Source organism: Moraxella sp. CTOTU48717, from assembly GCF_032057165.1.
In the GTDB taxonomy this organism is placed as follows: Bacteria; Pseudomonadota; Gammaproteobacteria; order Pseudomonadales; family Moraxellaceae; genus Faucicola; species Faucicola tetraodonis.
Genome location: NZ_DAMBBC010000005.1, coordinates 129,004 through 141,987 on the forward strand (window position 1 = coordinate 129,004; position 12,984 = coordinate 141,987).

11 protein-coding genes are annotated in these 12,984 nt (G+C 43.9%); 6 read left to right on the plus strand and 5 right to left on the minus strand.

What is annotated here, in order from left to right:
* The first annotated feature begins 86 nt into the window (after positions 1 to 86).
* The gene (gene ubiA, locus RT084_RS04905) at positions 87 to 998 is read left to right on the plus strand and encodes a 4-hydroxybenzoate octaprenyltransferase (RefSeq protein ID WP_312385062.1); all 912 of its coding nucleotides are present in this window, start codon (positions 87 to 89) and stop codon (positions 996 to 998) included.
* 69 nt (positions 999 to 1,067) lie between these two features.
* Here the strand turns inward: ubiA and purN are convergent, their stop codons facing one another.
* The gene (gene purN, locus RT084_RS04910; RefSeq protein WP_143351111.1) at positions 1,068 to 1,760 is read right to left on the minus strand and encodes a phosphoribosylglycinamide formyltransferase; all 693 of its coding nucleotides are present in this window, start codon (positions 1,758 to 1,760) and stop codon (positions 1,068 to 1,070) included.
* Positions 1,761 to 1,919: 159 nt separating this feature from the next.
* Positions 1,920 to 2,966, minus strand: coding sequence for a phosphoribosylformylglycinamidine cyclo-ligase (purM, locus tag RT084_RS04915; RefSeq protein WP_313097817.1), 1,047 nt, complete (start codon positions 2,964 to 2,966; stop codon positions 1,920 to 1,922).
* Between the two features lie 314 nt (positions 2,967 to 3,280).
* Here purM and RT084_RS04920 point away from each other — a divergent pair, with 314 nt between their 5' ends.
* Positions 3,281 to 4,507, plus strand: coding sequence for an AI-2E family transporter (locus tag RT084_RS04920; protein WP_312385056.1), 1,227 nt, complete (start codon positions 3,281 to 3,283; stop codon positions 4,505 to 4,507).
* Positions 4,508 to 4,764: 257 nt separating this feature from the next.
* On the plus strand, positions 4,765 to 5,985 hold the full coding sequence (gene ttcA, locus RT084_RS04925) for a tRNA 2-thiocytidine(32) synthetase TtcA (RefSeq protein ID WP_409418422.1): 1,221 nt from the start codon (positions 4,765 to 4,767) through the stop codon (positions 5,983 to 5,985).
* A gap of 256 nt (positions 5,986 to 6,241) precedes the next feature.
* Here ttcA and RT084_RS04930 read toward each other — a convergent pair whose 3' ends face one another.
* Positions 6,242 to 6,892 carry a DUF2799 domain-containing protein gene (locus tag RT084_RS04930; protein ID WP_312385055.1) on the minus strand — a complete coding sequence of 217 codons (651 nt, stop codon included), beginning with the start codon at positions 6,890 to 6,892 and terminating at the stop codon, positions 6,242 to 6,244.
* A 241-nt stretch (positions 6,893 to 7,133) separates the two neighbouring features.
* On the opposite strand from RT084_RS04930, the gene RT084_RS04935 reads away from it, so the two are divergent.
* Genes RT084_RS04935 through topA form a run of 3 tightly spaced genes read left to right on the plus strand, consistent with a single transcriptional unit; the run spans position 7,134 to position 11,214 of the window.
* Entirely contained in the window at positions 7,134 to 7,889 is a 756-nt protein-coding gene (locus tag RT084_RS04935; protein WP_312385053.1) for a ParA family protein, read from the plus strand.
* Positions 7,890 to 7,897: 8 nt separating this feature from the next.
* Positions 7,898 to 8,398: a hypothetical protein gene (locus tag RT084_RS04940; protein WP_095355881.1), complete on the plus strand. Its 501-nt coding sequence runs from the start codon at positions 7,898 to 7,900 to the stop codon at positions 8,396 to 8,398.
* 47 nt (positions 8,399 to 8,445) lie between these two features.
* Complete coding sequence (topA, locus tag RT084_RS04945) at positions 8,446 to 11,214, plus strand: type I DNA topoisomerase (protein WP_313097823.1); 2,769 nt, start codon at positions 8,446 to 8,448, stop codon at positions 11,212 to 11,214.
* A 58-nt stretch (positions 11,215 to 11,272) separates the two neighbouring features.
* On the opposite strand, the gene RT084_RS04950 is transcribed toward topA, so the two are convergent.
* Both RT084_RS04950 and hslO read right to left on the minus strand, forming a co-directional pair.
* Positions 11,273 to 11,494 (minus strand): dodecin family protein, encoded by a 222-nt coding sequence (locus RT084_RS04950; protein WP_062331757.1) that lies wholly within the window; start codon positions 11,492 to 11,494, stop codon positions 11,273 to 11,275.
* A gap of 233 nt (positions 11,495 to 11,727) precedes the next feature.
* Positions 11,728 to 12,663: an Hsp33 family molecular chaperone HslO gene (gene hslO, locus RT084_RS04955; RefSeq protein WP_007116981.1), complete on the minus strand. Its 936-nt coding sequence runs from the start codon at positions 12,661 to 12,663 to the stop codon at positions 11,728 to 11,730.
* Between the last annotated feature and the right edge of the window lie 321 nt (positions 12,664 to 12,984).

The window sequence follows — 12,984 nt, forward strand, 5'->3', positions numbered from 1 at the left end:
GCTAACATTTAGCGTTACACTATTGCCTAGCGCTACGCTAGCATCAACTTTCTCCCCCTTTTTTGATTAGTTTAATTAAAGATGCTATGACTACACACACTCTGTCTTTTAAAGATAAGCTACAAGCCTATATTCACCTGACCCGCTTTGATAAGCCTGTGGGCATTGAGTTGGTTTTTTGGTCGACTTTATGGGCGGTATTTTTGGCGGCAAAAGGCTTTGAGCAATTCCCCCCTTGGCATGTGGTGGCAATCTTTGCGACGGGTGCGGTGTTGATGCGAGCGGCAGGCTGTGCCATCAATGACTTTGCTGATAGAAAAGTCGATGGTCATGTATCGCGAACCCAAGGTAGGCCGCTGGCGGACGGTCGCTTGACGGGTAAAGAAGCAGTTTGGACGTTTTTAGTTTTATCTTGGGTGAGCGCAGCGCTATTAGTATTTTTGCCCGTGCAGGTTTTTATTTGGTCATTTGGTGCGGTGGCGCTAGCGTTTATCTATCCGTTTATGAAACGCTTTACCCATTTGCCGCAACTGTTTTTGGCGGCGGCTTTCGGCTGGGCGATTCCGATGGCGTATGTTGCGGTATCGCAAGTATTAACGGGGCAGACCGAGGTTGATATTTGGTGTTGGCTGCTGTTTTTCGGCTATATGTGCTGGACGGTGGCGTATGATACCCAATATGCAATGGCAGATCGTGAGGATGATTTAAAAATTGGGGTCAAATCCACTGCGATTTTATTTGGTAAACACGATGTGTTGATAATTAGCCTACTTCAAGGGGTGTTTTTGCTCAGTTTGGCGGGCGTGTTTTGGCATTATTTTGGCGCGCTTTCAGTATTGGCGCTGCTACCTATTGTTGCCATGTTTTATCGACAAAATAAACAATGTCTCACCTATGACCGTAAGCTTTGCTTTAACGCATTTTTAGATAACGTGTGGGTAGGGCGCTATGTATTTTTGCTAATCGTGATATTGAGTGTATGGGCACTTCGAGGATAAACTGTGATAAACATAAAAAACGCCTAAATTTGATTGTAGGCGTTTTTTTTGATAATAGCCATAATTTAACTATAGCCATAACTTGATAGGCAAATTGAGTCCAAGGCGGTTGGTGAGTTGGTTATTGTTAAGCGAAACAATCCGCTCAGCAAATAACCCCACCACCATAGGCAGCAGTTGGTGTTCCATCGCATGGACGCGCTGCTGTAATTGGCTAGCATTTTCAGCCGCGTTGACGCAGGTCACCGCTTGTGCGATGACTTCCCCTGCATCGAGTTCGCTGGTTACCAGATGCACGCTGCAACCATGATAGCGCTCGCCAGATTGTAACACGCGGGTATGGGTGTCCAAGCCTTTATAATTGGGTAGCAGTGACGGGTGCAGATTTATCATCGGCACGTTTAATCCCGTGCTGCTGGTGACACCATCAATAAACAGTGGCGTTAAAATCCGCATAAATCCTGCCAATACCACCAAATCAGGTTGCCAAGCGCGTAATTCTTGCAGTGCCTGTTGTTCAAAACCGACACGGGTATATTTTTTGCCATTATCGTCACGCTCAATCACCGCGGTTGCAATATTGACTTGTTGCTCATTGGCAAGGCGGATGCGCTCAAGCGCATAGGCATCGGCTTTATTACTAATCACGCCCACGATTTGAATGTTCAATAGTTGCTGTAGCTGCTTATCAATTAATACTTGCAGGTTACTGCCACTACCAGAGACGAGGACGGCAATTTTTAACGGGGTAGGGTTTGTCATGTTCAAATTCATAAGGATAGCAAAGCAATAGGTTGGAAAAACTAAGGTGCGTAAAAACGCACCTTTTAAACTAGCTCAATGGTAAATTAACTAAAGGGTAAATTAGCTTAAGGGTAAAATAGCCCAATAGTAAAGTAACCGATTGAGTCGCTGATAAAATTAGCGATAGGTTACCGCATCGCCCTTTCTTTCAACGATTTCACCCAATTTCCATGCAGTTTCGCCTTGTTCATTGAGTAATTCAATGGCTTGGTCTGCTTTATCTGCCGGTACCACGACGACAAAACCCACGCCGCAGTTAAAAGTGCGGTACATTTCCATTTGCGCAATATTGCCTTTTTCTTGCAACCAAGCAAATACAGGCGGGAATGTCCAAGAACTCACATCAATTTGCGCCGCCAAATGGTCGGGCAATACGCGTGGTAGGTTCTCCGTCAAGCCGCCGCCGGTGATATGTGCCATCGCATGCAAGCTTGCGTTGCCCAAGGTTTTTTGCAGGTGTCCAATGGCTTTGACATAGATTTTTGTCGGTGCCATCAACACGTCTTTTAATGCTTTGCCGTCTAATTGTTCAGTGGCAACATCGGCACCACTGACTTCAATCACTTTACGCACCAGTGAGTAACCATTTGAATGCACGCCACTAGAGGCGATACCGATTAACACATCACTGTTGGCAACGTTTTTACCCGTGATCACTTCCGACTCTTCGACGACGCCCACACAAAAACCTGCCAAATCATAGTCGTCATCTTGGTACATACCCGGCATTTCAGCCGTCTCGCCACCGATGAGCGCACAATTTGCCAATTTACAGCCGTCCCCGATACCGGTGATAACTGTTGCTGCGGTATCGACGTCCAGTTTTCCTGTGGCATAATAGTCCAAGAAAAATAACGGCTCAGCGCCACAGACTAGCAGGTCATTGACACACATCGCCACCAAGTCTTGACCAATGGTGTCGTGCTGCTGCAGTTGTAAAGCCAGTTTAAGTTTGGTACCGACACCATCAGTCCCTGAGACCAATAAAGGGGATTTATAGCCTTGCGGAATACGGCACAAGGCACCAAATCCACCCAAACCACCGACTACTTCAGAGCGGCTAGTTGCTTTGGCAACTGATTTAATGCGCTGAACTAACGCTTCGCCAGCATCGATATCGACGCCAGCATCTTTATAACTTAATGAAGTGGGTTGTGTAGTCATGGTCTTCCTATCGCCAGAATCATTGGGAAAAGTAATACGCGCATTATACCCAAATTCCCATCAAAAAGAAAAATAATCCATCGCTTTGCTACCTGGCAATATTAGGCTGTTTATCATTGATGACGCCTTCTAGCCTCACAAATGTGATAGGGCGTTATAACATAGCTTTGAATATTTGTATGAGTTGTGCAGTTTGCGCTATCTATTTTTGTCAAATTACCTAAAATTAGTCGAAAATACAACGATGGCAGTGACCGTCTTTTATTTAACTTTACCCTTATATTTTTGGCGTATTTGGCTTTTTTGAGGAACCTATGTACAACCCATCCCCTTATCGATTTACGAAAGATGTATTTTTCAAACGGGTATTTATATCGCTGTTTTTGGTTGCAATAGGCTATATCATTTATCAATTACAATCGGTAATTTTGCCATTTTTGGTAGCATTTATTTTATCGTATGCGATTAATCCGCTGGTGCAAAAATTACAGGACAAGGCACACATTCGCCGCTGGGTGGCGATTTTGCTGGTATATTTGTCCACTGCGCTGATGATTGGATTGATACTCTGGTGGCTCATTCCACTGGTGTGGGAGCAGTTACAATCGGCATGGAAGTATGTACCGACGGCAATTGACTATTATAACAATACGCTTCGAGGCTGGGTGCGTTCTCACACACCCATACGTTTACCTGCCATGCAAGTACGTGATATGTCCAAAGGCTTGGTCGATTTTCTCAAAGAACACTACAATATCACCGATGCACGCTCATTTTTTACCAATTTAATGTTATCAGGCATGAATGTAATCAACGTGGCGGGCATTGTGGTACTGGTGCCGATTTTGATGTTTTATTTTTTATATAATTGGGATGAGCGCTTGGTAAAAATTCGTCATATGATTCCCAACCGTTATATTCCATCGGTCTATCGTATCGCCAAAGAAAGTGATGAAGCGTTGATGTCATTTATCAAAGGTCAGCTACTAGTGATGGTGTTGCTCGGTATGGTGTACGCGGTGCAATTGCAACTCATTGGACTTAAAGTCGGTCTTATCATCGGTATGATGGCGGGTATCGCAAGTTTTGTGCCGTATCTTGGCTTTACCCTTGGCTTTATTGCGGCGATTATTGCAGGGCTATTTCAATTTGGCGTGGACTGGGTACATTTAGTGCTAATTGTCGGTGCCTTTATGGTAGGGCAGGCGGTGGAAGGTTATGTTTTGCAGCCGTTATTGTTGGGTGATAAAATTGGTTTATCACCATTGTGGGTGATATTTGCGGTACTTGCCGGGGCGGCACTGGCAGGCATTGCAGGTATGCTGATTGCTTTGCCGCTCGCCGCTGTGCTCAATGTGCTATTCAAACATGCGTATGACAGTTACCGTGAAACTGAGTTTTATAAAGGCGATGCCCAATATGGTTTATTTAAAGAAAAAAATCTGATGGATATCAAGCTTGAGGAGCAGCAAAAACAAATCGAGGCGCAAATGAAAAAAGAAAATACCAGTTGGATGGCGCGGATAAAAAATATCTTCTAAAACAGCAAGATGTCATTCAAATGACTACAAGCGCGCAATTTTGCCGTATAATAGCCGACTATGTGATAGGCGTTTTCTGTTTTCTATCTGATAGGCGGTTATAGATACGCTCAATCAAGCATTTATTGTGAGGAGTTGGTCTGCCTTACGTTAAATGCTTTTTTTTATTTGCAATTTTTCCAATAAATAACGCGTCGTTGATAGCCGATAGCGTCATCATAGGTTTATTTATTGGTTTATCATCAGTTAGGTATCTTATGCAATCAAACAATTCTGTAAGCCCAGCAGCAACCATGTCTGCCGCTGAATTAAATCCCCAACTATTAGAGAGTGACGTAGACGTGCTTGATGATAATGATTGGGATGATGAGGCGTCAAACAATGATACTTTAGACAATGAAGCTTTAAACGAAGCGTTAAACAATGAGGTGCAGCAAACCTTGGGCGATGCCAATGCTGACAGCAAAGGTGATGACATCAAATCCGCGCGTTTTCGTAAGCTACAAAAAAAATTACGTAAGCTGGTCTCTTGGGCGATTCGTGACTACAACATGATTGAAGATGGTGATGTGGTCATGGTGTGTATTTCAGGCGGTAAAGACAGTTTTACCTTACTGGATATTTTATTGTTCTTAAAGAAAATAGCACCGATTCAGTTTGATGTGATTGCCGTCAATCTTGACCAAAAGCAACCTGACTATCCTGAAGATATTTTGCCCAACTATCTGACCAAGCATGGCATTCCGTATTATATTTTAGAAAAAGACACCTATAGCGTGGTCAAGCAAATCGTACCAGAAGGTAAAACTTACTGTTCTGCGTGTTCACGGCTGCGCCGTGGTTCGTTATATGGTTTTGCCAAACAAATCGGCGCAACCAAAGTGGCACTGGGTCATCACCGTGATGATATCATGGCGACATTTTTCTTAAATTTATTTCATGGCGGTAGTCTTAAAGCCATGCCACCAAAACTGCTATCGGATGATGGGCAAAATATTTTGATTCGTCCGCTTGCGTATGTGGAAGAAAAAGACATTATCAAATATGCCAATTACAAGCAGTTTCCAATTATTCCTTGTAACCTGTGCGGCAGCCAAGAAAACCTGCAACGGGCGATGATTAATGACATGCTACGCACATGGGATCAGCAATACCCGAATCGCTTGGATTCGATCTTCGGCGCGATGCAAAATGTCGCACCGTCACAGCTCGCTGACCGTGAGTTGTTTGACTTTGAAAATTTGCAGTTAAAGCGTGATGAGCATATCCGTGTATTTGAAGGGGAAAACATCCAAGCGGGGCAGATTGATGAGCAGCTTCAGCAAAAAGGGGTGCCAACCGCACCTGATGTGCAAACCTTTGACCCCACCAAATCTCAGAAAAACAAAGCGTCTCAAAAACCCAAAGCGCCTCAAAAATCCAACGCCAGCCAAAACGCTGAGAGCCAAAAAATACCGACAATCAATCCTTTGATTTGACAACCAAGCGGGTCAAGCACACGGATATTTTGGCTGCTGTAATGGGTTAGGCTATTGAGGTGATAAGCGGTTGATTTAATAAGCTATTGGTTTAATAAGAAAGTTCGGTTAAATACACCCGAACTTCTTTTTTAGTTTTAACCTGTAAATTATTGTCATCACGCAGCGAGTCGTATCGCTAAACGAGATTGCGCAACGAGATTTCAAAACAAAATTTCACGATAAGTTTATCGCGTTGTTTTTATCTTATCCGCGATTATTTTTTTGAACCTATGGTTGCATCATTGCTAGTCGTAACGGGGCGAGGCGCAACAGGTTGGCTTGATGTAGGCTGATGGGTATCGCTGTATTTTGGGTAGCGGTTGTTAGGTACACTCCGCGGATAATACGGACGTGACCCTCTATCTAAACCGCCCCAACCACCAAAACGACTACCGTAGAAGGGCGAGTCCCAAAATGGATCGGTGTTGTACCACAGTTGATTTAACCTTTGCTCACGTTGGTAGTTGAGATAACCTTCGTCATGGGCTTTTAACAAATCAAGCGTCATCGATTGTGGGCATACATCATTGTAATCGTAGCCCTCACGTCCCAACTGATAAGCGCGTAGCGGCGTGCAATAACGTTTTAACCCTGCTTCACGACCTTGTTGCCACTGTTGCTGATCAGGCACAGTATTAGCTTTAGCACATTGCTTGATATGCTTTTGAATATAATCTTGACTGCGACCCAGTAAACCATCTTGATAACCAATGGTTTGCCAATTGCTTTGTTGGCATTGAGTAGGTGTTAATCCGCCACCTAAGGTAGCACAACCTGTCATCGAGGCAGTGATAGCAAACAGTCCAAGTATTTTTTTTGAGGTGGTTGCTGGGTGATAGGTCTCTATGAATGAAAGCATCGTCATGGTGGCACCTTTGAGGTTTACGGTCGCCATTAGTCAGTCAAAAACTGGCTAAACCGATCAAACCGTTAATGAATTGATATTTTTTAATTTAGCAGATTATTTATATAAAAGCATTTATCAATGGTTAAAATTTTGTTAGGCTACTTAATACAACCAAATGAATAGCGTCAAATTAACAGGGTCAAATTTTTGAGTTAATGTGGTGATATTGCATTAATTTTTTATCAACAGGGTGAGGGTCATGCAAAAAATTTTAATCGCCAATCAAAAAGGGGGATGTGGTAAAACCTCCATTGCGGTAAGTCTAGCGGCGGCATTGGCAAACCAAGGCAAAACAGTGGCATTGGCAGATGCAGACCCCCAAAAATCAAGCCTACAGTGGCTAAAAATGCGCCCAGCGGACGTACCTGCCATTATCGGTATTGACTGGCGCGATAGCAATGATATCGGTGATATCCCAAAAACCCTGGGTAAAAACGACTGGCTGATTATTGATGCCCCAGGTGCATTATCAGGCACTAAAGCCGAGCAGCTGATTGCCGAATGCAAGGCGATTTTAATTCCTGTTTTACCCGCTTTTTTTGATATTGACAGTACCAAACGCTTTTTAAAAAGCCTAGAAGACATCAAACGTATCCGCAAAGGCAAAGTCGATATTTATCTGGTTGCCAATCGCGTGCGTAGTCAATTGATGCAGGACAATGAACCGACCGAAAAACTGATGGCGTATTTTGCTGATATTGGGCAGCAGCCACTGGCTTGGCTATCTGAGCGTAGTATTTATCAAGCCTTGGCAGAGCGTGGCTTGACGATTTTTGATAAAAGCCAAAAACCGTATCGCGACATTCAAGCCCAGTGGCAGCCGATTATGGATATGCTAGCTTCCGAGCCGCAGTCGACTGACAAAGTTGATGCCAAAGCCGAAAACAAAGCTGACACCAAAACTGAAGCAAAAACGTCATCTAAAAAATCCAAAAATAGCAGCTGGTACGAGTAATATAATCAATGGGAATATGGATAGCCATCGCCATCGGGGTGTTTATTGTCGGTAGTATCATGGGGTTAAAACCCTCTGCTCGCGAGACCATGCGTGATAATCTACGCATGGCAGCCAGACGCGTAGGCGTGCAGCCAAAACTGGTCGCATGCCCCGATTGGATTATCGGCGATACAGGCGAACGCGGTAAAGGCATGATGGCGCAGTACGGCGTGGTGATTGAGGACGCGAAGATGCGCCCCTGTGATTATCAGGTGATTGAGGGCAAATGGCGACCCTTTACCGGGCATTATCCCGCTAATTTTGCGCTTGATAATCGGGAGGTGGATTTACCGGCATCCATCGCAACAACTGTTAAAGGTTTAAGCTGTAAAGCCAATTTTGTGTGTATTTATTGGCAAGAAAATAGCCAACTGGGCATGAAATCAGAACTTGAAACCACCGAAAAAGACCTAATCATGTTAAAAAGTAAATTGCATGATTATGCCAAATTGGTGCAGAATAACTAACTTTTCGTATTTTAACTTACCCTTTTTAATGATTTTGTGAACCCAACATGAGTAAAACACCGACAGCGAGAAAATCAACCAAAACCACGGATACGGCTGATACAAAAGCAGACACGAAAGCCGCCCAAAAAGCCGCAACCAAAGCCGCCGCGCCCAAATCAACAGCCGTATCAAAAGCATCAAAAACAACGCCTAAAACGTCGGGGCAAGGCAAAGCCTTGGTGATTGTTGAATCCCCTGCCAAAGCCAAAACCATCAATAAGTATCTGGGAGATGATTTTATCGTCCGCTCTAGTGTGGGGCACGTGCGTGATTTACCTGTGTCGGGTTCTGGCGCAGCAAAAACCGATGAGAAGTCGGATACCAAGCTCACCAAAGAGCAAAAAGCGCAGCAAGCCTTGGTACGGCGCATGGGGATTGACCCCGAGCACGACTGGGTGGCACATTATGAAATTCTACCCAGCAAAGTTAAAGTGATTAAAGAATTAAAATCCCTTGCCAAAGATGCCAAAGAAATTTATCTTGCAACCGACTTGGATAGAGAAGGGGAAGCGATTGCCTGGCATCTTAAAGAAGTTATCGGTGGCAGTGATGACAAATACAGCCGTGTGGTATTTAACGAAATCACCAAAAACGCGATTCAAAATGCCTTTAAAAGCCCCACCAAGCTAAACTATGACCGTGTCAACGCGCAGCAAGCTAGACGATTTTTAGACCGTGTCGTTGGTTTCATGGTATCGCCATTGCTATGGCAAAAAGTAGCGCGCGGACTGTCGGCAGGGCGAGTACAATCTGTCGCCACGCGTCTAGTGGTGGAGCGTGAACGTGAAATTCGCGCTTTTACTCCAGTGGAATATTGGGAAATCCACAGCAATACTCACAGCCAGCAAGCCAAACATGAGACCATTCGCCTAGAAGCGGTAAAAAAAGCAGGCAAACCCCTGTCGCTAGAAAACGAAGCACAGACCCATGCCGTTGTTGCATTGCTTGAAACATCCGATTTTATCGTGGCGGATCGGGAAGAAAAACCCACCCAATCAAAACCGTCTGCACCCTTTATCACCTCGACACTGCAGCAGGCCGCAAGTACCCGCCTTGGTTTTCCGGTCAAAAAAACCATGATGCTGGCTCAGCGCCTGTATGAAGCAGGTCATATCACTTATATGCGAACCGACAGTACTTTTTTGTCAGCGGATGCACTTACCAGTGTGCGCGGTTTTATTGACAAGCAATACGGCGCAAAATATGTCCCAACATCGCCCAATGTGTATGGCAACAAGCAAAACGCCCAAGAAGCGCACGAAGCGATTCGCCCGTCAGATGTTTTGGTGCAATCTGCCTCGCTAAAAGACATGGAGCGCGATGCCCAGCGTTTATATGAGCTGATTTGGCGCCAGTTTGTGGCGTGTCAGATGCCACCTGCGCAGTACCAATCCATGACGTTGATTGTCAATGCTGGCGAGATTGAGCTTAGAGCCAAAGGTCGCGTGATGACCTTTGATGGCTATACCAAAGTACAGCCCCCTGCCAAAAATGAAGACAATCTATTACCTGATGTAAAAATCGGGGAAAAACTGGTGGTCGATAGTATCGAACCTACCCAACATTTTACCAAGCCACCAGCCCGCTACACTGAAGCAAGCCTAGTCAAAGAATTGGAAAAACGTGGGATTGGTCGTCCATCCACGTATGCCGCTATCATCTCAACCATTCAAGAACGTGGTTATGTCAAGGTAGAAAACAAACGTTTATTCGCCGAAAAAATGGGTGATATCGTCACTGACAGATTGGTCAACAGCTTTCCGCATTTGATGGACTATACTTTTACCGCGGGGCTGGAAGAAAACCTAGATGAAGTCGCTGAAGGTCAGCAAAACTGGAAAAAAGTGCTGGATGATTTTTATGGCGATTTTAAAGGCAAGTTAGAGCGTGCCAAAGACGAAGACGGCATGAAGCCCAATGACCCAACTGATGTTCCAGATATTCATTGTGACCTATGTCAGCGCCCAATGCAGATCCGTACCGGTTCAACAGGGGTGTTTTTGGGTTGTACCGGCTATAATTTACCGCCCAAAGAGCGTTGTAAAGGCACCAAAAACTTGATGCCTGTGGAAGCCTTTCATAGCCAAACCAGTAAAGAGAGCCAGAATCTCGGTGAGGACGACGCGGACAACAACGACGAAATCCAAGCGCTACTTGAGAAAAAACGCTGCCCGAAATGCCATACCGCGATGGATGGGTATATCGTCGATGGGGGGTTAAAACTCCATGTCTGTGGTAACAATCCTGACTGTGATGGCTATCTATTAGAAAAAGGCGTCTTTGAAACCGCAGGCAATGATGATGTGCCTACCATACCTTGTGATAAATGCGATGGGCAAATGGTGCTCAAAACTGGACGTTTCGGCGCCTATTTTGCCTGTCAGCAGTGTGATAATACCCGTAAAGTGCTAAAAAATGGCGATGCAGCGCCACCACGCATGACCGCAATCCCTATGCCAGAACTCAAGTCGCAAAAATTTGATGACCATTATATTTTGCGTGAAGGAGCAGCAGGATTATTCTTGGCAGCCTCAAAATTTCCCAAAGTGCGAGAGACGCGCCCACCAAAACTGTCAGAATTACGCGCGATACAAGATCAGTTGGAAGATAAATTCCAGTATTTATTTACCGCACCAGATACCGACAATGAGGGCAATCCTACGATTTTGCGTTGGAGTCGTAAAAATGCAGAGCAATATATCGGCTCAGAAAAAGATGGAAAAGCGACTAAATTTGCCTTGGTTTATCGAAAAGGCAAATGGGTGGAAGAGTAATGGCAACTAACAAAAAACCCTAGCCTATGCTAGGGTTTTTTATGGATAAATAAAATCTTTATTTTAAATCAGTGCTGTCATCTTCAATTACAAAGCTAACAATCATCATCACATTATAGCTAGTGATGTTACCATCGCTAATGCGTACTTTTTGCTCTTTAATCCAAGCACCTTCCACGTTATTAACCGTTTTGTTGACTTGTGCAATGCCTTTTTTGATGGCATCTTCAAAACTTACCGTTGAGCTGCTGCTAATTTCGATATTTTTTGCCACTGACATAACAATATCCTTATTTTCTATTGTATTATTTTCCTAATTAATTTTTAATCTAACACTTATCAAGCTTAACTTAAGTTATCGCAAACTTGATGCTTATAACTTATCAAATATGCAAAAAAATACCAAAGTTAACTTGTAACTTTGGTATTAGTTTTGGCTATCACATCAACTAGAAGCGTAACCAATATTGCGCTATTTTAAATGATGTAAAAGTAGCTATGCAATCCATTAAATTAAGCAAAAATCATCTCAATATCTTTGTGATCAAAACGGTAAACATGTCCGCAGAAACCACAATCTAGCGCCAATTCATCCCCATGCTCATTAGCAATTTCTAATGCAGCTGGTTTGCCCAACTGAAAAATTGCCGATTCACTTTTCTGCTGTGAGCAAGTACAAGCAAAGGTCAACGGCATAGGCTCAGCCGTCACCACGTCTTCTTCATGATACAATCGATATAAAATCTCATCGGCTGGTAAGGTGGTTAATTCTTCAGCTTTTAGCGTTTTGGTTAAGATTTTTAAGCGGGGGAACAAGTCATTATCCACCGTCTCATGCTCTTCTTCTGTGGTACGTGGTAGCAACTGTAGCACGATACCGCCCGCTTGCTCACCATCACAAGCCAAGTTGATTAAGGTAGGAATCTGCACGGATTGCTGTTGGTAATGTGCCAAACAATCCGCCAAGTTATCTGCCACACGCTCAACAATGCCTTGATAACCTTCTGCTTGTGTGCCATACGTGGCATCAGGTTGGATATTAATAAATAACACCCCTTCACCGACTTTACCAAGTTTGGCAAAGGCATCATTTGCCGTTTGTGCGGATTGCCATTCGCCTGTCCACTCTGCAAGACCGCGAATGTGACCTTGGTGGTCGCACTCTGCCATCGCCCAAGTTAAGCTGTCCTGTTCAGGGTCAGTGGCTGCGCCTGAATTTTGCAATTGAATGGATAGACGACCTTCAATTTTTAAGGTGCCAATCAGCAAGCTTGCCGCGACCAACATTTCCCCAAGTAGTTTTTGCAGGGCAACTGGGTAATCTTTTTGCTGCAATATCGTCTGTAGGCTGTCGTTGATGCGTACCACGTCACCGCGTACAGGGCTTTGCTCAAAATAAAAACGTTGGCGCATATCAAAATCGTGAAGTGCTTGAGTCGCTGTTGTCATAAATAACCTATGTTAAGTGAGTTTTAATCAATTTATTGAGCTATAAATGGGGATAAAATACAAAATAGCAAAAAAATGGTAAAAAAATTGTCGATGATGAAAAAAATATTTTTTGTAAATCTATTGTCACAACACAGAAAAGTAAATTACTATAAACTCACATTTGAAATCTTTTGAATATCCTTAACTATTTTTTATCAGTCATTGTGCAAGGTTTTGCCAGATTTTAATGGGTGCGATGACGGATAATGAAGGACAAGGAAGGATTATAATACTCCCAGAAAACTAGACCAAAAAATCGTAGCAAATAAGATAGAATAG